This is a genomic window from Enterobacter hormaechei ATCC 49162 (assembly GCF_001875655.1).
Taxonomy (GTDB): domain Bacteria; phylum Pseudomonadota; class Gammaproteobacteria; order Enterobacterales; family Enterobacteriaceae; genus Enterobacter; species Enterobacter hormaechei.
Genome location: NZ_MKEQ01000002.1, coordinates 799,214 through 818,479, shown reverse-complemented (window position 1 = coordinate 818,479; position 19,266 = coordinate 799,214). Strand labels below are relative to the sequence as shown.

The 19,266-nt window shown below is 58.3% G+C and carries 18 protein-coding genes; 8 read left to right on the top strand and 10 right to left on the bottom strand.

The window, feature by feature from the left end; genetic code table 11:
• Positions 1-76: 76 nt before the first annotated feature.
• Genes BH712_RS23025 through BH712_RS23015 form a run of 3 tightly spaced genes read left to right on the top strand, consistent with a single transcriptional unit; the run spans position 77 to position 4,849 of the window.
• Positions 77-1,480: a TolC family outer membrane protein gene (locus BH712_RS23025; RefSeq protein WP_006811675.1), complete on the top strand. Its 1,404-nt coding sequence runs from the start codon at positions 77-79 to the stop codon at positions 1,478-1,480.
• A complete protein-coding gene (locus tag BH712_RS23020) occupies positions 1,477-3,669 on the top strand; it encodes a type I secretion system permease/ATPase (protein ID WP_006811676.1) in 2,193 nt (730 codons plus the stop codon). The genes BH712_RS23025 and BH712_RS23020 overlap by 4 nt, the downstream gene beginning before the upstream one ends.
• Positions 3,650-4,849, top strand: a complete 1,200-nt coding sequence (locus BH712_RS23015; RefSeq protein ID WP_006811677.1) for a beta-barrel domain-containing protein — start codon at positions 3,650-3,652, stop codon at positions 4,847-4,849. Before BH712_RS23020 ends, BH712_RS23015 begins: the two co-directional genes overlap by 20 nt.
• A 66-nt stretch (positions 4,850-4,915) precedes the next feature.
• Here BH712_RS23015 and BH712_RS23010 read toward each other — a convergent pair whose 3' ends face one another.
• Both BH712_RS23010 and BH712_RS23005 read right to left on the bottom strand, forming a co-directional pair.
• Entirely contained in the window at positions 4,916-6,097 is a 1,182-nt protein-coding gene (locus BH712_RS23010; protein ID WP_006811678.1) for an aminotransferase-like domain-containing protein, read from the bottom strand.
• A gap of 20 nt (positions 6,098-6,117) precedes the next feature.
• Positions 6,118-7,005 carry a LysR substrate-binding domain-containing protein gene (locus tag BH712_RS23005; protein WP_006811679.1) on the bottom strand — a complete coding sequence of 296 codons (888 nt, stop codon included), beginning with the start codon at positions 7,003-7,005 and terminating at the stop codon, positions 6,118-6,120.
• A 97-nt stretch (positions 7,006-7,102) separates the two neighbouring features.
• On the opposite strand from BH712_RS23005, the gene BH712_RS23000 reads away from it, so the two are divergent.
• Positions 7,103-7,705 carry a short chain dehydrogenase gene (locus BH712_RS23000; RefSeq protein WP_006811680.1) on the top strand — a complete coding sequence of 201 codons (603 nt, stop codon included), beginning with the start codon at positions 7,103-7,105 and terminating at the stop codon, positions 7,703-7,705.
• A 111-nt stretch (positions 7,706-7,816) separates the two neighbouring features.
• Here the strand turns inward: BH712_RS23000 and BH712_RS22995 are convergent, their stop codons facing one another.
• From BH712_RS22995 to BH712_RS22970, 6 genes are all read right to left on the bottom strand, one after another.
• Positions 7,817-9,196, bottom strand: a complete 1,380-nt coding sequence (locus BH712_RS22995; RefSeq protein ID WP_032674017.1) for an amidohydrolase family protein — start codon at positions 9,194-9,196, stop codon at positions 7,817-7,819.
• A gap of 1 nt (position 9,197) precedes the next feature.
• Complete coding sequence (locus BH712_RS22990; protein ID WP_006811682.1) at positions 9,198-10,154, bottom strand: carbamate kinase family protein; 957 nt, start codon at positions 10,152-10,154, stop codon at positions 9,198-9,200.
• Positions 10,155-10,274: 120 nt separating this feature from the next.
• Positions 10,275-11,819: a hypothetical protein gene (locus BH712_RS22985; protein ID WP_006811683.1), complete on the bottom strand. Its 1,545-nt coding sequence runs from the start codon at positions 11,817-11,819 to the stop codon at positions 10,275-10,277.
• Between the two features lie 11 nt (positions 11,820-11,830).
• A complete protein-coding gene (locus BH712_RS22980; protein WP_006811684.1) occupies positions 11,831-13,246 on the bottom strand; it encodes a YlbE family protein in 1,416 nt (471 codons plus the stop codon).
• A complete protein-coding gene (gene fdrA, locus BH712_RS22975) occupies positions 13,246-14,787 on the bottom strand; it encodes an acyl-CoA synthetase FdrA (RefSeq protein ID WP_006811685.1) in 1,542 nt (513 codons plus the stop codon). Before fdrA ends, BH712_RS22980 begins: the two co-directional genes overlap by 1 nt.
• Before the next feature lie 109 nt (positions 14,788-14,896).
• Complete coding sequence (locus BH712_RS22970) at positions 14,897-15,502, bottom strand: ankyrin repeat domain-containing protein (protein ID WP_006811686.1); 606 nt, start codon at positions 15,500-15,502, stop codon at positions 14,897-14,899.
• Positions 15,503-15,822: 320 nt separating this feature from the next.
• On the opposite strand from BH712_RS22970, the gene BH712_RS22965 reads away from it, so the two are divergent.
• Positions 15,823-16,752 carry a LysR substrate-binding domain-containing protein gene (locus tag BH712_RS22965; RefSeq protein ID WP_032674018.1) on the top strand — a complete coding sequence of 310 codons (930 nt, stop codon included), beginning with the start codon at positions 15,823-15,825 and terminating at the stop codon, positions 16,750-16,752.
• Here the strand turns inward: BH712_RS22965 and BH712_RS22960 are convergent.
• Positions 16,749-16,907 carry a YqaE/Pmp3 family membrane protein gene (locus BH712_RS22960; protein WP_006811688.1) on the bottom strand — a complete coding sequence of 53 codons (159 nt, stop codon included), beginning with the start codon at positions 16,905-16,907 and terminating at the stop codon, positions 16,749-16,751. The genes BH712_RS22965 and BH712_RS22960 overlap by 4 nt on opposite strands.
• Positions 16,908-17,085: 178 nt before the next feature.
• Between BH712_RS22960 and BH712_RS22955 the strand changes: the two genes are divergently transcribed.
• A complete protein-coding gene (locus BH712_RS22955) occupies positions 17,086-17,604 on the top strand; it encodes a rhodanese family protein (protein ID WP_006811689.1) in 519 nt (172 codons plus the stop codon).
• A gap of 82 nt (positions 17,605-17,686) precedes the next feature.
• Positions 17,687-17,866: a YodC family protein gene (locus tag BH712_RS22950; protein WP_006811690.1), complete on the top strand. Its 180-nt coding sequence runs from the start codon at positions 17,687-17,689 to the stop codon at positions 17,864-17,866.
• Positions 17,867-17,903: 37 nt separating this feature from the next.
• Here the strand turns inward: BH712_RS22950 and stpA are convergent, their stop codons facing one another.
• On the bottom strand, positions 17,904-18,308 hold the full coding sequence (gene stpA / locus BH712_RS22945; protein ID WP_006811691.1) for a DNA-binding protein StpA: 405 nt from the start codon (positions 18,306-18,308) through the stop codon (positions 17,904-17,906).
• 496 nt (positions 18,309-18,804) lie between these two features.
• Here stpA and alaE point away from each other — a divergent pair, with 496 nt between their 5' ends.
• Positions 18,805-19,254 carry an L-alanine exporter AlaE gene (alaE, locus tag BH712_RS22940; RefSeq protein WP_006811692.1) on the top strand — a complete coding sequence of 150 codons (450 nt, stop codon included), beginning with the start codon at positions 18,805-18,807 and terminating at the stop codon, positions 19,252-19,254.
• Positions 19,255-19,266: the final 12 nt, after the last annotated feature.

The window sequence follows — 19,266 nt, the reverse complement described above, 5'->3', positions numbered from 1 at the left end:
CTGCAAGAAATGACCCGGGCGCGTACAGCGCCCGGGCATAAACAAAAAAGCAGTACTTTTTTATTAGGGACAAGACATGGGAAAGAAGATGCCTTACTGGTGGCTCTCGTGCTGCCTGATATCTGTGCCCGCTATCGCGGCAAACCCTGCGGCGATGATTAATACCGGACAATTGAGCGAAACGCAGGAACTCCCCTCTTTAAATGGCCGCGTGGCGCCCGTAGCCAGCAAAGCCGCCCCCGGCACACTTGAGCTGAATGAAGCCGTAAACCGCGCCGTGACCTGGCATCCGGCCATCAGTGAAGCCGTCGGCAAACTCTATCAGCAAAGCGAAAATGTGGACGTCGCCAAATCAAAATATTATCCGCAAATCAACGCTGGCATGGATAACGGCTATAGCCACGACGGCGACGATAACGGCTTTACCCCCTCGCTGGTGCTCTCTCTTTCGCAAATGCTGTACGACTTCGGCAAAGTCGCCAGCCAGGTACGCGCCGAAAACGCGGGCGTCGCCCAGCAGCAGGCCAACGTGCTGGTGAGCATCGACACCATCGCCCACGATACCGCCATCGCCATGGTGCAGGTGCAGACCTGGCAGCAGATGGTCGAGACCGCGAAAGAACAGCTGGATGCCCTGACCTCTATCGGCACCCTGACGAAACAACGTAATGATGAAGGCGCAACGTCCCTCTCTGACGTGGTGCAGACCGATGCCCGTATCGAAGGGGCGCGTGCGCAGCTGATGCAGTATCAGGCCAGCCTCGACAGCTCGCGCGCCACGCTGATGAGCCTGCTGGGCTGGGACAGCCTGAATGCGGTCAGCAATGACTTTCCGCAGAGCCTGGCCCGCAGCTGCGATATCGCCGAGCCGGACGATCGTCTGGTGCCCTCGGTATTAGCGGCCTGGGCGCAGGCCAACGTCGCGCAGGCTAATCTCGACTATGCCAACGCGCAGATGACCCCTACCGTCTCGCTGGAGCCAGAAGTCCGCCACTACCTGAACGACCGCTACTCCGGCAACGAAACGCGGGACCGCACCCAGTACTCCGCGTGGGTCAAAGTGCAGATGCCGCTCTATCAGGGCGGCGGCCTTACCGCACGGCGTAACGCCGCCGGACACGCGGTGGAATCAGCCCAGTCCACCATTCAGCGCACCCGTCTTGAGGTGCGGCAAAAACTGCTGGAAGCGCGCAGCCAGGTGATGAGCCTGATGAGCACGCTTCAGATCCAGGGCCGCCAGGAAGCGCTCAGCGCCCGCACCCGTGAGCTGTATCAGCAGCAGTATCTCGATCTCGGTTCCCGCCCGCTGCTCGACGTGCTCAACGCCGAGCAGGAGGTGTATCAGGCGCGCTTTACCCAACAGCAAACCGCCGGACAGCTGCACCAGCTTCAGTTGAACTGTCTGTACAACACCGGGCGCCTGCGTCACGCGTTCGACCTTGAAAACCGCACCATCCAGACCGTGGAGATCCAGCCATGAAGCAACGTGATATTCCGCAGGGTGAAAACATGACGGATGAGGCGCTGGAGCAGTGGGCGCAGGCGTTTGGCTATGTGGCGACGCGCTATCGCGTTGCCTGCTCGCCAGGCTCGCTCGTCGCAGGCGCGCCGTGGCTGAAAGGCAAACCGATGGTGCCCGCGCTGACGCAGCTCGCCCGTGAAGCCGGGCTGACGTTTCAGCTGCTGACGGCCAATCAGCACTCTATTAATAGCTGGCGTCTGCCGGTGGTGGTGGAGCTGAACGATGGCAAAATCGGCGTGATCGACAATTTCGACGGCGAGGATACGCTTGAGGTCAGCTTTTTCGACGACAATACACACACCAACCGCCTGTCGATGAGCGCGATGCTACCCGCTATCCGCCACGTCATCGCCCTGCGTCCGCTGGCGGCGCTGAAAGACAGCCGCGTGGATGCCTATATCTCAAAATATCGCCCGGACTGGCTCTACCGGCTGGTGATGCGCGACCTGCGTCCTTACAGCTGGGTGATGCTGGCGGCACTGTTTATCAACGTGCTCTCCCTCTCCGGCATCGTCTTTTCCATGCAGGTGTATGACCGGGTGATCCCCGCCCAGTCCTATCCGACGCTCTATGTGCTGACCATCGGGGTGCTGATCGCCACCCTGTTTGGCTTTGTGCTGCGCGTGGCGCGCGGACACATTATGGATCTGCTGGGTAAACGCTCGGATCTGCGCGTCTCGGATCGGGTGTTCGGCCACGCGCTGCGGCTGCGCCACAGCGCCATTCCGCGCTCCACCGGCAGCTTTATCTCCCAGCTGCGCGAGCTGGAGCAGATCCGCGAGATGGTCACCTCCTCCACCATCTCCACCATCGTCGATCTGCCGTTCTTTATCCTGTTTGTGATTGTGCTGGCGATCATCGCCCCGCAGCTGGCGTGGATCGCCCCGGTGGCGGCGGTGATCATGGTCCTGCCTGGCCTGCTGCTGCAAAAGAAGCTGGCGGAGCTGGCGAAGCAGTCGGCGCATGAATCCACCCTGCGCAACGCGGTGCTGGTGGAGAGCGTGCAGGGGCTGGAGGACATCAAGCTAATGCAGGCGGAGAACCGCTTTTTGCAGCAGTGGAACAGCTATATCCAGATCACCGCCGAATCCGGCCTGCGCACCCGCGAGCTGACGCAGAACCTGATCAGCTGGGGGATGACCATTCAGAGCCTGGTGTATGCCGGGGTGATCGTAGTGGGCGCGCCGATGGTGATCGACGGCACCTTAACCACCGGTTCAGTGGTGGCCGCCTCCATGCTGGCCTCGCGGATGATCGCCCCGATGGCGACGCTGTGCGGCGTGCTGGCCCGCTGGCAGCAGGTGAAGGCGGCCAAAGAGGGGCTGGACAGCATTATGCAGCTGCCGACCGAGAATCAGCGGGAAGAGACGCCGATCCGTCAGGACGTGCTGCGTGGACATTACCTGTTCGAGCAGGCGCAGTTCCGCTATCACCCGGAAGATCCGCGCATGGCGTTGCGCATTAACCGTCTGGAGATCAAAGCGGGCGAAAAAGTGGCGATCCTCGGGCGCAACGGCGCGGGCAAATCAACCCTGTTGCAGGCGATGGCGGGCGGGATGGATCTGGCGGGCGGTGAACTGCGGCTCGACAACCTCAGCCTGCCGCATCTGGACGTGGCTGACGTGCGCCGAAACGTCGGCTTTATGACCCAGAACGCCCGGCTGTTTTACGGCACCCTGCGCGAGAACATCACGCTCGGCATGCCGCGCGCCACCGATGAAGAGATTTTCGAAGTGCTGGAGATGTGCGGCGCGGCCAGCTTTGTGCAGAAACTGCCGAAGGGGCTGGACTACCCGATTATGGAGAACGGTGTCGGGCTGTCCGGCGGGCAGCGGCAGTCCATCCTGCTGGCGCGGATGCTGCTGCGCGATCCGAATATCGTGCTGATGGATGAACCGACCGCTTCCCTTGATGAGCATACCGAGCGGGAATTTATTCAACGTCTCGGGGCGTGGCTTGGCAACCGCACGCTGGTGGTTGCGACCCACCGCGTACCGGTGCTGGAGCTGGTGGAGCGCGTGGTCGTACTCAAAGATGGCATGCTGGTCATGGACGCGCCAAAAGCCCAGGCGCTGAACAACAGCCGTATGCAGCAACAGCAGCAGGCAACCGGACGGGAGTGGAAAAATGAAAATCAGTCAGCGTGACGTTGCCGCAGTAGAAGATCTGGATAACGCCCTCGACTCCGAAAGCGGTTATACCGGTGCCCGACGCATTGTTTTCTTCTCCCTGCTGATGTTTGTGGTGCTCGGGGTCTGGGCGTGGTTCGGGGTGCTGGACGAAGTCTCGACCGGCACCGGGAAAGTGATCCCCAGCTCGCGCGAGCAGGTATTGCAGTCGCTGGATGGGGGGATCCTCACCGAGCTGAACGTGCACGAAGGGGACCAAGTGCAGGCCGGACAGGTGCTGGCGAGGCTGGATCCTACCCGCTCGGAATCTAACGTCGGCGAAAGCGCGGCGCGTTACCGCGCGTCATTGGCCTCCAGCGCGCGTCTGTATGCCGAGGTGAACGATCTGCCGCTCAAGTTCCCGCCGTCCCTGGCGAAATGGACCGACCTGACCGCCGCTGAAACGCGGCTCTACAACTCGCGCCGCGCCCAGCTGGAGGATACCCAACGGGAGTTGCGCGCCGCGTTAGATCTCGCCAATAAGGAGCTGGCAATCACCCAGCGGCTGGTGAAAACCGGCGCCGCCAGCCACGTGGAAGTGCTGCGCCTGCAACGGCAGAAAAGCGACCTGGAGCTGAAGCTCACCGACGTGCGTTCCCAGTATTACGTCCAGGCGCGCGAGGCGTTATCGAAGGCTAACGCGGAAGTGGATATGGTTTCGGCAATCCTTAAGGGCCGCCAGGACTCCGTCACCCGTCTGACGGTAAAATCCCCGGTGCGCGGGATCGTGAAAAACATCAAAGTGACGACGATTGGCGGGGTGATCCCCCCCAACGGTGAACTGATGGAAATTGTGCCGGTGGACGATCACCTGCTGATTGAAACCCGCCTCTCGCCGCGGGATATCGCCTTTATCCACCCTAATCAGGAGGCGCTGGTGAAGATCACCGCCTACGATTACGCGATTTACGGTGGCCTGCACGGGGTGGTGGAGACCATTTCGCCGGACACCATTCAGGACGAAGCGAAGCCGGAGGTGTTCTATTACCGGGTGTTTATCCGTACCAGCCAGGATTATCTGGTGAATAAGGCGGGCAGACACTTTTCGATCGTGCCGGGGATGATTGCGACGGTAGATATCAAGACCGGAGAGAAAACGGTGCTGGATTATATGATCAAGCCGTTTAACCGGGCGAAGGAGGCGCTGCGGGAGCGGTAGTCAAACGCCGGGTGGCGGCTGCGCCTTACCCGGCCTACTTCTGAGAGCTGACGCTGCTGTATCAGGTTACAGCGATATCTTCAAACGTCGAACCGCTTCTTTAAGCTGCTCATCCGTTGGGGTAACGAAAGACATGCGCAGCGTGGTGTGGTCCGGCTCGTTGCAGTAGAAGAACTCACCCGGCACAAACACCACGCCGTTGCTCAACGTTTTTTCCAGCCATTTTGTCGTATTGATGCCGTTGTTCATTTTCGCCCACAGGAACATGCCGCCCTTTGGCTTGTGGAACGACATCACATCGCCCAGCTCGGCTTCCAGTTCCGTTGCGAACGTCTGGTATTTCTGGCGATAGGCTTCGCGGATCATTTTAATCTGATTCGCCAGACGACCGGTTTTCAGATACTCGTACGTCATTAACTGCGACAGCGTGCTGGTGTGCAGATCGGTGGTTTGCTTGAGGTTCACCACCGCGCGCTTCAGCCACTCCGGCACCAGCACCCAGCCCACGCGGGTGCCCGGCGCAAGAATTTTAGAGAAGGTGGAGGTGTACACCACGTTATCCTCATTGCCGATATCTTTGGCATGGGCAATCAGCGGGCGGAACACTTCATCGGTGTAGTTAATTTCGCTGTACGGGTCGTCTTCGATAATCACAAAGTCATAGCGCTTCGATAATTCCACCAGCTGTTTACGACGCGCTTCGGAGAGCGTCACGCCGCCCGGGTTACCAAAGGTTGGCACGATATAAACCGCTTTGATGGTTTTGGTGGCTACCAGCGCTTCAAGTTCATCCACCTTCATGCCGTCGCCGTCGGTGCCGACGGATTCAAAATTCGCCTGCGCCAGGCCAAAGACCTGCAACGCTGCGAGATAGGTAGGACGCTCAACGACGACCGTATCACCCGGGTTAATTAATGCCCGCGCCAGCACGTCCAGAGACTGTTGAGAGCCGGAAGTAATGACCACGTCATCGGCTTTACAGGCGATGCCGCGACCTTCACAGATGCGTTGGATCTCTTCGCGCAGCCCCGGCACGCCTTCCGTCAGGCCGTACTGGAACGCTTCGCCAAAATGCTGAGACAGCACGGCATCAGCGGCGATTTTTAATCCTTCGTGATCGAACAGGTCCGGGTTTGGAATACCGCCACCCAGCGAAATCACGCCCGCCATTTTGCTATGTTTTAATAATTCACGGATGGCAGACGATTGCAGGCCCTGCGCGCTGCTGGCGAGTTTGTTTGCAGACATTCTTTACTTACCTTCTTTTTTTATATTGTGCCCAATCTTAGCAGAATATGGGCAATAAATTCCGTTAGCTTAGGCAGCGGACGCAAATCCTGACGCCACAATAAATGTACCGGCCTCGGTGCCGGGGTGAACGGCTCCAGCACCCGTATCAGCCTGCCGCTTGCCAGCTCTTCCGCCACCAGCACTTCCGGTTGCAGCAAGAGCCCTGCCCCTGCGCGCGCCGCCATGCGTAAGCCGTAGCCGTCATTGCATCGTAAGACGGCATCACGCTTCCAGCGCACCTCGCCTTCCACTCCCGGCAGCCGCCACTCGTTACGCGCCGTCCATACCGTGTGCGACAGACACAGGTGATCCACCAGGTCGGCTGGCGTTTGCGGCGTACCGTGACGCGCCAGATAATCCGGCGCGGCGCAGATCACCATGTTGTAGGGGCACAGGTATTTCGCCACCAGATCCTCATGACGGATCTCACCGATGCGAATGGCCAGATCAACCCCCTCTTCCACCAGATCGACCATCCGGTTGGTGAGATCCAGTTCGATGCGCACTTCCGGGTAGCGCTGCAAAAACGTGGCTGTCAGAGGCGCGATAACGCAGCCGCCAAACGAGGTGGGCGCCGTCACGCGCAGGGTGCCAGCAGGCGTGGCGCGCAGGCGCTCCACCGCGCGTTCCGCAATCGAGACCTGCTCCAGCACGCGCCTTGCCTCTTCGAAATAAACGCGCCCGGCATCCGTCAGGCTCTGGCGACGGGTATTGCGCTCCAGCAGCCGCGTGCCAAGCTGCGACTCCAGCAGCGCAATATACTTTCCGACCATCACCGCCGACATCTCCAGCCGGGCCGCCGCGCCGGTAAAGCTGCCGCTTTCCACCACCGCGATGAACGTCTCCATCCCGCGAAGCTTATCCATATTACAAACCTCTGGTTAGCAATCATCTAACATTAGCCCAGTTTATCTGAATTTTTATTTATTAAAGAATGAAGGCTCACAACATAAGGAGTCTGCTATGAAAATCGTGATTATTGGTGCCAGCGGTACGGTCGGTCGTGCAGTAACGGAAGAGCTAAGCCGTCGCCACGAGGTGATCCGCGTGGGTCGCACGCAGGGTGACTATCAGGTGGATATCACCTCACAGGCGAGCGTGCAGGCGTTGTTCGAAAAGATCGGCCCGGTAGATGCGATCGTCTCCGCCAGCGGAGGTGTGCACTTTGGCCCGCTTGCAACCATGACCGACAGCGAGTTCAACCAGGGCTTGCAGGATAAGCTACTGGGGCAGGTGCGTCTGGCGCTGACCGGCCAGCGCTACCTGAACGAAGGCGGCTCGATTACGCTGATAAGCGGCATTGTGGCGCACGAGCCGATTGCTCAGGGGGTTAATGCCACTACGGTGAATGCGGCGCTGGAAGGGTTTGTGCGCGCCGCGGCCTGTGAACTGCCGCGCGGTATTCGCATTAATCTGATCAGCCCGACGGTGCTGACGGAATCCGTCGACGCCTACGATGGTTTCTTCCCCGGCTTTGAAAGCGTCCCCGCCGCGACCGTTGCGCAGGCCTACCGCCGCAGCGTGGAAGGGGTGCAGAGCGGGCGGGTGTATAAGGTGGGTTATTAAACCTTACGGGCGGCGAGTATATGGCATTGCCGGGTGGCGCTGCGCTTACCCGGCCTACGATTTGAGGTTTTTTGTAGGCCGGGTAAGGCGAAGCCGCCACCCGGCTCGCTTTTACCCCACCGTACCCCAGACCAGATTTCCCTTATGGAACGTCGCGGTGCGCGGTGAAATACGCGCCACGGCCTCGGCGGAACAGGAGGCGTCTACCAGCACAAAGCTGGCGTCGTCCTGCGCTTTCGGCCACACGCGTTCACCTTTATCGTTCAGCGGCAGTACGTCGCCGGTGGCGATGCCCAGCGCGCGCGAAAGCGTCTGCTCGTTCGGGCGAATATAGAGCTGGGCGTAAAGATTGGCTTTCTCCAGCATGTCCCCTAAACCGTACGGCGACCAGTGGTCGATCACGCTGTCGGTGCCCGTCATCACAAACACGCCCTTTTCACGGAGTTGCTTCAGCGGCATATGCAGGGTACCAATCGGCACGGTGGAAGCGATCGTCACCTGCTGCGCCGCCATGCGGGTGGCGATCTCATCCACCTGCTGTTCGTTGAGTGTTGCCAGGGCGAAGGCGTGGCTGATGGTCAGCTTGCCCTTCAGCGCCGGGGTTTTCTCCACGGTTTCCACCATGTAGTTCACCGCCGCCACGCCCGCCGGGCTGGTTTCGTGCAGGTGAATATCCACCCCTTTGTCGTAATCCAGTGCAATCTGGAACATGGTGTCGAGGGATTTCTCCATCGCGCCGTCGACGCTGGTCGGGTCCAGCCCGCCCACGTAGTGCGCCCCGGCCTGCATCGCCTCGCGCATCAGCTTTTCAGCGTTGGACAGCAGCAGGCCATGCTGCGGGAAGGCAACGATTTCGCAGTCAAAACCTGGCTTACGGCGCGCCAGTACCGCCTGTAAATTTTCCAGGTTTTTCAGGCCGGAAACCGGCTCTATGTTGCAGTGGCTGCGGGCGATGGTGGAGCCTTTCGACTGGATCAGGTCGATCAGCTTTTCGGCGCGTTCTTGCGTGTAGGGCTGTAATTCCGGCAGCAGCTTCTGCTCCAGGCGGATCATGTCCTGAATGGTGGTGCCCGCCGGGCGGTTGAGCGACCGCCACGGGCCACCGTAGAAGGTTTTGTCCAGATGGATGTGCATGTCGCGCATCGCCGGGAGCATCAGCTTTTTGCCCGCATCGAAGTGCGGCAGAGTCGCGTCAGCATGGCTGTTGTTATCGCGCAGGGCGACGATCTTTCCGTCTTTGATCTCCAGCGTTTTCAGCTCGGTGCGGGTACTCGTCGCCACGCTGCCGTCGACGTTGAACCCGGCCTCCAGCAGCACGTTGTCGAGATAGTAATGTTTTGCGGTGATGTTCATCGGTTTACCCGTCTCGCAGGTTGCCTTTGCGGTATCCGCAGCATACGCGACGGAACCCGTGGCGCCAAACAGCGCGCAGGCGGTAACCATTTTGCCGCTCTGGCTGATAAACTCGCGGCGGCTTTTATTCTCACTCATCTTATCTTCCTTCATTAACAATGTGGGTGCCGTTTTCGCCACGCAGCGCGGCGGGCAGGCAGTCCGGCGCGGTGATGATCACGCGCTTGCCGCCGTGGTGTAAAAACTCCAGCGAGGCGACGATTTTGGGCAACATGCTGCCCGCCGGGAAGTGGCCTTCGTCCATATAGCGCGTCATTTGCGCCACGTTCACGGTGTCCAGCGCCTGCTGGTTTGGCTTGCCGAAGTTAATGCACACTTTCTCCACGCCGGTGGTGATCACCAGCACGTCGGCGCCGATCTCACGCGCCAGCAGCGCGGTGGAGAGATCTTTATCAATCACCGCGTCCACGCTCTGATAATCCCCCTGTTCACTGCGCACCACGGGAATGCCTCCGCCGCCCGCGCCGATCACCACAAACCCTTTCTGCGTCAGCGCCTTGATTGCATCCGCCTCAACGATGCGCCGCGGCTGCGGTGAGGCCACCACGCGACGATAGCCCCGGCCTGAATCCTCAACAAAATGCCAGTCCGGGTGTGCGAGTTGCAGTTCATCGCGCTGCGCCTCGCTGAAGAACGCGCCGATCGGTTTTGTCGGGTGCGTAAAGCCAGGATCGTTTTTATCCACCTCCACCTGGGTGACGACCGTGACCGCTTTCTGCTCCCCGCGCGCCGCCAGACGGTTGTTAAGCGCCTGCTGGATCAGGTAGCCGATGCCGCCCTGGGTGTCCGCCACGCAGTTTGCCAGCGGGGTCAGCGGCAGCCCTTCCCGCTCGTGGGCGATCTCGGCGCGGCGCAGATCCAGCCCCACCTGTGGGCCGTTACCGTGAGTAAGCACGATGTCATAGTCGGAGGCCAGCATTTCGAGCACTGACTCTGCCACCGCTTTCACCGCCTGCGCCTGATGTTCAACCGACTGGCTGGCGTTGTCTTTGATAATGCTGTTGCCGCCGATGGCGACGACCATAAGCTCTTTCATACATTTTCCTTCGCAACGGTGCGGTATGTTCCCCTCACCCTAACCCTCTCCCCAAAGGGGAGAGGGGACGATTACACCCTCTCCCCTTTGGGGAGAGGGCTGGGGTGAGGGGGCAATGCCTTAAGCTTCAGATACCGGTGCAGCAGCGCTCGCCGCTTCCCGGCTGTCGAGGAAATGCTTCACCACAAACATCCCGCCCATCATCAGGTAGGCCGTGACGAACATCAGGGAACTGCCTTCGGCAAAACCCACCACCGGGGCGTGGATCACGCCAAACAGCGCCAGCAGCGCTCCACCGGCGGCGGCGACAGCCCCGCGCAGCGGTTTGTTGATGATGGCGAAGATGGCGATACAGCCCCAGAGCATGCTGGCGAGCGGCGCGCCGTTGCCGAGATGCATCAGGCCTTCGTAGTAGATCCCTTTGCTGTGCAGCACGTCGGTGCCGATTTTCGCCGCGCTGGTGCCCGCCGCGCTCATCACGCTGTTCATCATGGTCAGCGCCCAGTTGGCGATCCACGGGAACAGGCAGATGAAGATGACGGGCACCTCCACTTTGGGGGTCTCCCGCACCACCTGGTTGGCAGTGACAACGCCGATGAACACCAGAATCGGCACGATGGCGGTCATCGGAATGATGGCGAGCATAAAGGCCCCCAGCCCGAACAGCGGCACGATGAACATGGTCACGCCGGACGCCAGCGTGTAGCCGATGCTGGCCCCCATCGCTTTCCAGCCGGGATGGCCCACGTAAACCGTGACCGGGAACGGATTGCCCATCAGACAGCCGAGCATGGAGGCCAGACCGTTCGCCAGCATTACCTTGCGGGTCGGGTACTCATCCCCCGCCGCGTGGGCGCTTTCGATGTTCTCCAGGTCAAAGATGTAGTTCGCCAGCCCCAGCGGAACGGCGGACGCCAGGTACGGCAGCGCGTGCGGCAGCCCCTGCATAAAGCTGTCCACGTGCACTTCCGGCGGGTTAAAGCCGAAGGAGGACATGGACGCTTTAATCGCCTCCGGGCTTTGCAGGCCGGAAATCCAGGCCAGCAGAGTACCGGCAATCAGCAGCAGCAGGCCGGTCGGGATACGGGCGAAAATCGGCTTTTTACCGAACCAGTTGATAAAAATCAGCAGCAGAACAATGAACGACACGGTGGGCGCTTCGAACGCCTGCAACATCGGGTTCATCGCCAGCAATAGCAGGCCAAGACCGGACAGGCACGACAGCAGCACGGTGCGCGGGATCATCTTGCGGATGGTCTCCCCGAGGAAGGAACCGCCCGCGAGGATCATCGCTTCCACAAAACACCACACCAGGCCAATCTGAATCGCGAAATCCGCATCGCCGGTTTGCTGGTAGACGGGCATTAAGACCAGGAAGGTCACGGTAAAAATCGACGGCGCGCTCGGGCCGGACGGCAGCGCGGTGACGTCCGTTCGTCCGGTGGCGCGCGCCATTTGCAGGCCAAACCAGGCGTAGCATACGCTCGCCACCAGCACCGCCAGCCCGAAGGCTGGCGCGATGCGTCCATAAACAATCTCCTTCGGGATGCCGACGACAAAAATGAGCAACCCCATCATGGTCAGCAAATTGGTCAGGTTGTTGGTCATCAACCCGAAATACGCCGCCCAGTCACCTCTTTTCCACTCCAGTTTCATGTTTTTCATGGATGCAAGCCTTATAAAAAGTAGCGATCGCGGAAGGTCAACAGCGCCTTTTCAAAACAGCTAAACGGCGGGTGAACGATGCCCGCCCCAATCATGCCGATGCCCGCATCTTTATGGGCAATGGCGGTATTGATGACTGGCAGGATGCCGCTGCCCGCCACTCGGGTGATGTCGATCGCGGTCGGGATGCCCATAAACGACAGCAGCGGAATGGTGACGTTCGGGTTTTCGCCGAGGGTGATTTCGCGCATCTGGCGAGAAAAATCGATGGCTTCCTCCACCGTGCCGCCCACCAGCGCAACGATGGCCGGGGCCGTCGCCATCGCAAAGCCGCCGATACCGTAGGTTTCGGTGATGGCGCTGTCGCCAATATCCAGCCCGGAATCTTCCGGCTTATAGCCCGCGAACATCGGACCAATCACCTGCTGCGCCGGGCCGGTGAACCACTGCCCCGGCAGGCCGGAGACGCGCAGGCCGAATTCGTAGCCGTTGCGCGCCATGGTGGTGACCACGGTGCTGTACTCAATGTCGTGCGCGGCATCCAGCGCGGCCTTACACATCGCCATCCACGTCGGACCGGAGAAGTAGTCGCTGCTGGCGACAAACTCGAACACCTCACGCTGCTGCGCCACCGGATAGCCCGCCTGGATCAGCCCCGGCGTCAGCGCCTGGATCAGCAGCGTGGTGCCCGCGTTGTTGCGGTTGTGGCACTCGTCGCCCATATGCAGCGCCTGGGCCAGCATCAGGCGCAGGTCGATTTCGCCGATGATGTTCATGGCGTCGCGCAGCATCGGGCCGAGCACGTCACGCATCCAGTTCAGACGGTCAATCACGCTCTGGTCGTTCGCGCCCATGCGCAGGATCTTCGCCATCTGCTCGCTGAGGTTGGTGAAGGCGCGGTTGCCGTACGTTTTGTTCTCAACGATGTGCATAAACATTGAGGCAGAGGTAACGCCCGCCATGGAGCCGACGCAGTCGTGCTCGTGGCACGGCGAGAAGGTGATGTCGCCGGAAGCCGCCAGCCTTGCCGCGTCCTCCAGATCCGTCGCCAGCCCTTCAAACACCAGCGCGCCAGTCACCGCGCCTTTCATCGCCCCGCACATGTTTTCCCAGGTGACCGGCGGACCGGCATGCAGAATGGTCGTACGGGTCATGCCCGGCACCACGTTAATGGCCTGGTCATAGCCCACCAGCACCGGATGGGACTGAATAATCCGCTCAAGGGCAATTTGGTTGGCGGCAGCGATCTTCTCTGCCAGCGGTTTTTCCGCCAGCTGGTCGAGCGCCTCCACCACCTGCATATTGCCCTGCCCCGGCGGCGTCCAGTCGAGCTGGGTCACGGGAACGTGCTGTTTTTTGAGGTCGTCGCTGAACATCGCAATGCCGACGTTAATCACGTTCAGCGGCTGGTTGAATAAGGTGGTCATTATGCTCTCTCCCCTTTGCAGACAAATTCGCGTGCCAGTAATCCGGTATTGGTGCTGCTGCTGGCCCAGATGACGCCTGCGTCAGTCAGCAACTGGCATTGCTGCGCCAGCGACTGCGGATCCAGGTCGGTGCCGAGCACGTAGCCGAGGATCTCCAGCGGACGGTTATCGGCCTTCGCGATGGCCTGCGCCTCTTTGATCGCCTCGATCATCACTCCCACCGGATCGTCGTGCGCGCCAAAGCCGAGCACGAAGTCCATGACGATGACGCCCACCTGCGGGTCGCGCGCTTCCTGTAGCAGGCGGCTGATGCGGTTGGTTGGGTCAATCATCGGGTGTGGTTTGCCGTTGGTGAAATCGTCGTCACCGAAATCAAGGAAGGTGTGGGCCTGGCTGACGCTGATGTCCTTCAGACGCCTGGCCGGATCCGGCTGGATGTTGCTGTAAACATCGTCAAACTTCTCCAGCGCGGCAAACATCGCTTCGTCGCATAGGGTGCCGCCGCAGAACAGGCCGCGAATGTACTTCTGCTGCGGCGTCAGGCGGGCGCGCACCTCTTCAATCAGCGGCCAGTTGAGCGGGTGCAAATCCAGCGACTCTTTTTTAATGCCGGTAAGCAGCACCGCTTTCAGCGCCGCCTCTTTGGTACCGCGAGCAAACTGCAAGCCGTCTTCATCGGCAGGCGGTTCGTTGCGGCCCAGGAAACAGACGACAACAGGCTTGCGGCAGGCGCGCGCCCGGGCCAGCACGTTCTCTGCCACCGCGGGTGCAGGCGGTTTGGAGATGAGCGCTATCACCTGGGTCGCGTCGTCCGCTTCCAGCATGTCGATGGCATCGAGCATCATCAGGCCACCAATCTTTTCGCTGAGATCGCGCCCGCCAGTGCCAATCAGCTGCGACACGCCGCCGCCGAACTCGTGAATGCGCACGCTCAGCTCCTGGCTGCCGGTGCCGGAGGCGCCAACGATGCCAATCGGCCCGCGACGCACCGCGTTGGCGAAGCACAAGCCCGCACCGTTGATGATGGCGGTCCCGCAGTCCGGCCCCATCATCAGCAACCCTTTCTCATGCGCCAGCTGCTTCAGCGCCAGTTCATCGTCCAGCGACACGTTATCGGAAAAGAGCATGACGTTTAGATCGTTTTCCAGCGCCTGACGCGCTTCCCGGGCGGCAAAAGTGCCGTTGACGGATATCACCGCAAGGTTGCTGTCCGGGCGATGGGCTTTGGCGCTGGCAAGCGTCGCGTAGCGTGCTTCATGGGACCCCGCGCGCTCTTTACGCGTGAATAACGCTTCAATGGCGGCAAGGGTTTCCTCATTCGCCGCGTCGCCTTTAATCACGATCATCAGGTCGCCGTTTTTCGCGTCCGCTAATTCCGGCGTAAGCAGCCCGAGATTTTTTAATACGCCTTTGTTCATTTCCGTCGCCATCGCCACAAATGCCTGCTCGACGCCCGGCAATTTATTGGCTTTGGTGGAAACCGACATTAAGGAAACCGAATCGAAATACGTATTCTTTTTTATGACGATTTTGGTTGGCATTATTTTCACCTGTTTACGATAAAAAGGGGGCCGCCGTCGTGCTAAATGCACGTCGGTAACAATGCGTTTTTTGATTAACGGCCAGCCAGGGGCAGGCTGGCCGAATGCGCTATGCGCCTGCCGCCAGCAGCAGGTCTGCGATCGCGTTGAAGCCTTTTTCCCGCGCCAGTTCGAGCGGGGTTTTGCCGTATTTATCGGTCATGTGCGGGTTCGCGCCGTGATCCAGTAGCAGCTTCACAATTTCCTGCTGCGTTGCGCCGCCGTCGTTTAATACGATGGCTTCCAGCAGCGGCGTCCAGCCGACAAAATTGGTGTGGTTGACGTTGATGTCGGTTTTTTCCAGCAGCTCACGCACGATTTCAACGTGCCCTTTTTCACTGGCAGGTGTAATGCCCACGCCACCAAAGCGCGTCAGGCGGTCGAGATCTGGATTTGCCGGAAGGACAATGCGCAGCAAGGTTAAATCATTGGTCAGGCAACTGATCAGGAAGGGGTTAAAACAGGTCTGGTCCTGTTTATCAATATCCGCCCCGGCGGCAATTAAAAATTCCACACAGGCGTAATGCTTTTTCAGGCTGGCAATAATAATGGCGGTTCTTTTCTGGCGGTTGGTCGCGTTAATATCCACGCCTTTCTCCAGGCAGGCTTTTAGCGCGTCGATATTGCCCTCTTCTGCCGCCAGCAGAAATTCTGTAACCAGTGCAGTTGCAGACATATTCAGACTCCCTCTATTTCACTTCTGATGAGCTGAGAATAGCAACAGCCTGGTCATAAAAGAATCCGCTTAAAAATGATTCATCGACACGCAATTGATTGTTGAGTTAAATTCAACGGTCCGGCAAAAACGTGCGTCTGTGCAACCTTTTTCTTATGGTTTACCGCTTTTACGCGCCTCAGGCTGCATTATCCTTATGGCTGAAAAAGCCTTGCACAGCGCGGGTCTACGCAAAAAGACAGAACTGTGATCGGCATCAACTATGATGTAACGTCGCTGTTAAAATATGTTCAAAACTGATGATGGCCAGGAGGCGTAATATGAATTCCATCTTTACCGAAGAGAATTTGCTGGCCTTCACCACCGCGGCACGTTTTGGCAGTTTTAGCAAAGCGGCTGCCGAGCTGGGCGTGACCACCTCCGCCATCAGTTACACCATCAAACGCATGGAGACCGGGCTGGACGTGGTGCTGTTTGTGCGCAACACGCGCAGCATTGAGCTGACCGAATCCGGTTTTTATTTTTATCGTAAAGCGACCGACCTGCTGAATGACTTCCATGCCATCAAGCGCGGGATTGATACCATTTCGCAGGGCATTGAGACGCGGGTGCGCATCTGCATAAATCAGCTTTTGTATACGCCACGCCATACCGCGCGTTTGCTCCAGGTGCTGAAAAAACAGTTTCCCACCTGCCAGATCACGGTGACGACCGAGGTGTATAACGGCGTCTGGGATTCCATCATTAATAATCAGGCCAATATCGCCATTGGCGCGCCGGATACGCTGCTGGACGGCGGCGGCATCGATTACACCGAAATAGGCGCGATCCGCTGGGTTTTTGCCATCGCACCCACCCATCCGCTGGCGTTCGCCCCGCAGCCCATTTCAGAAAGTCAGCTGCGTCTGTATCCCAATATCATGGTGGAGGACACCGCGCATACCATCAACAAGAAAGTCGGCTGGCTGCTTCACGGTCAGGAGGCGATTCTGGTGCCGGACTTCAACACGAAATGCCAGTGTCAGATCCTGGGGGAAGGTATTGGCTTTTTACCGGAATATATGACGCGTGAGGCGGTAGAGGACGGGCTGTTGGTAACGCGGCGGATCAATAATCCGCGTCAGGATTCGCGCATGCTGCTCGCCACGCAGCATGCGGCGACCGGTCAGGTCACGCGCTGGATCAAACAGCAGTTTGGCCCTGAGGGCGTGCTGACCCGGATCTACAGCGACTTACTGTGGCGTACCTAGCTCTTCGTCTGAACCCAAAACGCGTGGATAAGACCCGGGAAGTAGCCCAGGATGGTCAGAAGAATGTTCAGGATAAATGCCCAGCCCAGCCCCTTGCCAAGCAGCACGCCCAGCGGCGGGAGAATAATCGTAAAGACAACACGCCAAAAATCCATAAAGACTCCGTGCAAGCTAACCAATTGAAAATTATAAAAGACACTTCTCTAAGCGTAGCCAGTTTACGGGTAACTGCCATTCCTCTCTCGCGCTTTTACCAGCCTTTACCCTCTTTACACTGGCTTAAACCCTGCCTTAAATGCTCTACTGTGCGGAACATAACCGTAAGGAAACACAATGTCTCTTCCTCTTATTTCGCCGCAACAGGCAGACGCGCTGATTGCTGAAGGCGCCAAACTTATCGATATTCGCGACCCCGACGAGTATGCCCGCGAACATATTCCGGCGGCGCACTCCATTCCGCTGGATTCGTTACCCGGTGGGCTTAACGCAGCGCCGGGAGAAACGGTGATTTTCCACTGTCAGTCCGGCGCACGAACTTCAAACAATGATGCGCGTCTGGCGCAGGCGGCGTCCCCTGCGCACGCCTTCGTGGTGGAGGGAGGCATTCAGGGCTGGAAACAGGCCGGGCTGCTGACCTTGGAAGATCGATCGCAGCCGCTTCCGCTGATGCGTCAGGTGCAGATCGCCGCCGGGCTGTTAATCCTTTGCGGCGTGGTGCTCGGTTATAGCGTCTCCAGCGGCTTTTTCCTGCTGAGCGGTTTTGTGGGCGCCGGGCTGGTGTTTGCCGGTGTGACGGGCTTTTGCGGTATGGCGCGACTGCTGAAAGTGATGCCGTGGAACCGTCGTACCTGATAAGGAGTATCTGAAAGATTAGGCTGTACCCCGTTCCGGACGTGGGCTATGGTGAAGATCGTTAAAACGATGAGGAGGTGCTATGTTTTCTGTCGGTGATTATGTCCAACCGCGTCAGGGCGGTCCGAAACTGAAAGTGCTCGAAGTGAATGGTGAAAACATTGTGGCTGTACAGGCCAGCAATGAGCAGGGTGAGAAATATCACCTGAAAGCGGCGGACGTGGTGCTGTACTCCGAAGAAGGTGACTTTGGCGTCTGCTAAGGCAATAATCGGGCGGAATACACCGCCCGAATAATCATCAGATCAGGAAATCATCCAGAGATTTACCGTTTGCCAGTGCGGTCGCAATTGGCTTTGGCGTACGTCCCTGACCGGTCCACGTTTTCTCTTCACCGTTCGCGTCAATAAAACGATACTTCGCCGCACGCGCTTTACGTTTTTTCGTCGGCTGACCCGCCTGCGCCAGGTCACTACCTAACAGATCGCTCGGAGAAATACCGTCAGCTTTCATCAGTTCCAGCAGAGCATTAATTTTATCCTGCTGTTCAGCGCGTTGACGCTCTAATTCAGCCTGCTCGCTGCGTTTTTCTTCAGTGACCATCCGGAATTTTTCCAGCACTTCTTCCAGAACGTCCATGGATAATTCACGAGCCAGCGCCCGGAGGGTACGAATATTATTAAGATTCTGTAACGTTAAAGCCATAATAATGAAAAACCTTTCTTCGTGTGTATAACCTGAATCAGGCAACAGAATAATTGATTTTGGTTCTGATATCTACCCACCCTGTCGTTTTGACATTATTGTAAATGTTTTAGAATATCCCGTTAATATAACCCCGAAATATCTGCCTGTTTTAAGGCGTAATATACCGCCCGTTGCCTGGCCAAAAATCCCTGTTTAAAACTGTTCAAGAAATAGTCTCCAATCCCCCATGCAACAGACAATCCACGCACGCACGGGTTAACTAATGGATTGATTTCTATTAACAAAATAGCGTCGGGGAGAGAAAATAACGAAGCGCGCAAAAACCACACAACTTTAGAGAATTTTATGGCTAAAGCGCCTGTAAATAAAAATTAATCACTACTTGTTAGATAAAAGCCAGAGAGATACGCTATACACTCAAAACAAACCAACCTAAAGCACTAAAGGCCGCAGGTAAAACGCCACTTTTTTGTCCTGTTCGAGGAGTTCAGACATGTTCTCACCGCAGTCTCGCCTGCGCCATGCGGTAGCGGATACGTTCGCGATGGTCGTTTACTGTTCCGTCGTGAATATGCTGATTGAAATTTTCCTGTCGGGAATGTCCTTTGAGCAATCCCTCTCGTCGCGTCTGGTGGCCATTCCGGTGAATATCATGATTGCCTGGCCGTACGGACTGTACCGCGATGCAGTGATGCGTGTAGCACGGCGTATTAGCCCGGCGGGTTGGGCAAAAAACCTGGCGGATGTGCTGGCCTACGTGACATTCCAGTCGCCGGTGTATGTGGTTATTTTGCTGACGGTGGGCGCAGACTGGCATCAAATCGCCGCCGCGGTAAGTTCAAATATCGTGGTATCTATGCTGATGGGTGCGGTGTATGGGTACTTTCTTGACTACTGCCGCCGCCTGTTTAAAGTCAGTCCTTATGCTCAGGCAAAAGCGTAAGGTAAGGCGACT

Excerpts from the sequence above, each read along its gene's own strand:
- BH712_RS23025 (WP_006811675.1), top strand. The coding sequence starts at position 77 with ATGGGAAAGAAGATGCCTTACTGGTGGCTCTCGTGCTGCCTGATATCT.
- BH712_RS23020 (WP_006811676.1), top strand. The coding sequence starts at position 1,477 with ATGAAGCAACGTGATATTCCGCAGGGTGAAAACATGACGGATGAGGCG.
- BH712_RS23015 (WP_006811677.1), top strand. The coding sequence starts at position 3,650 with ATGAAAATCAGTCAGCGTGACGTTGCCGCAGTAGAAGATCTGGATAAC.
- BH712_RS23010 (WP_006811678.1), bottom strand. The coding sequence starts at position 6,097 with ATGTCTGCAAACAAACTCGCCAGCAGCGCGCAGGGCCTGCAATCGTCT.
- BH712_RS23005 (WP_006811679.1), bottom strand. The coding sequence starts at position 7,005 with ATGGATAAGCTTCGCGGGATGGAGACGTTCATCGCGGTGGTGGAAAGC.
- BH712_RS23000 (WP_006811680.1), top strand. The coding sequence starts at position 7,103 with ATGAAAATCGTGATTATTGGTGCCAGCGGTACGGTCGGTCGTGCAGTA.
- BH712_RS22995 (WP_032674017.1), bottom strand. The coding sequence starts at position 9,196 with ATGAGTGAGAATAAAAGCCGCCGCGAGTTTATCAGCCAGAGCGGCAAA.
- BH712_RS22990 (WP_006811682.1), bottom strand. The coding sequence starts at position 10,154 with ATGAAAGAGCTTATGGTCGTCGCCATCGGCGGCAACAGCATTATCAAA.
- BH712_RS22985 (WP_006811683.1), bottom strand. The coding sequence starts at position 11,819 with ATGAAAAACATGAAACTGGAGTGGAAAAGAGGTGACTGGGCGGCGTAT.
- BH712_RS22980 (WP_006811684.1), bottom strand. The coding sequence starts at position 13,246 with ATGACCACCTTATTCAACCAGCCGCTGAACGTGATTAACGTCGGCATT.
- fdrA (WP_006811685.1), bottom strand. The coding sequence starts at position 14,787 with ATGCCAACCAAAATCGTCATAAAAAAGAATACGTATTTCGATTCGGTT.
- BH712_RS22970 (WP_006811686.1), bottom strand. The coding sequence starts at position 15,502 with ATGTCTGCAACTGCACTGGTTACAGAATTTCTGCTGGCGGCAGAAGAG.
- BH712_RS22965 (WP_032674018.1), top strand. The coding sequence starts at position 15,823 with ATGAATTCCATCTTTACCGAAGAGAATTTGCTGGCCTTCACCACCGCG.
- BH712_RS22960 (WP_006811688.1), bottom strand. The coding sequence starts at position 16,907 with ATGGATTTTTGGCGTGTTGTCTTTACGATTATTCTCCCGCCGCTGGGC.
- BH712_RS22955 (WP_006811689.1), top strand. The coding sequence starts at position 17,086 with ATGTCTCTTCCTCTTATTTCGCCGCAACAGGCAGACGCGCTGATTGCT.
- BH712_RS22950 (WP_006811690.1), top strand. The coding sequence starts at position 17,687 with ATGTTTTCTGTCGGTGATTATGTCCAACCGCGTCAGGGCGGTCCGAAA.
- stpA (WP_006811691.1), bottom strand. The coding sequence starts at position 18,308 with ATGGCTTTAACGTTACAGAATCTTAATAATATTCGTACCCTCCGGGCG.
- alaE (WP_006811692.1), top strand. The coding sequence starts at position 18,805 with ATGTTCTCACCGCAGTCTCGCCTGCGCCATGCGGTAGCGGATACGTTC.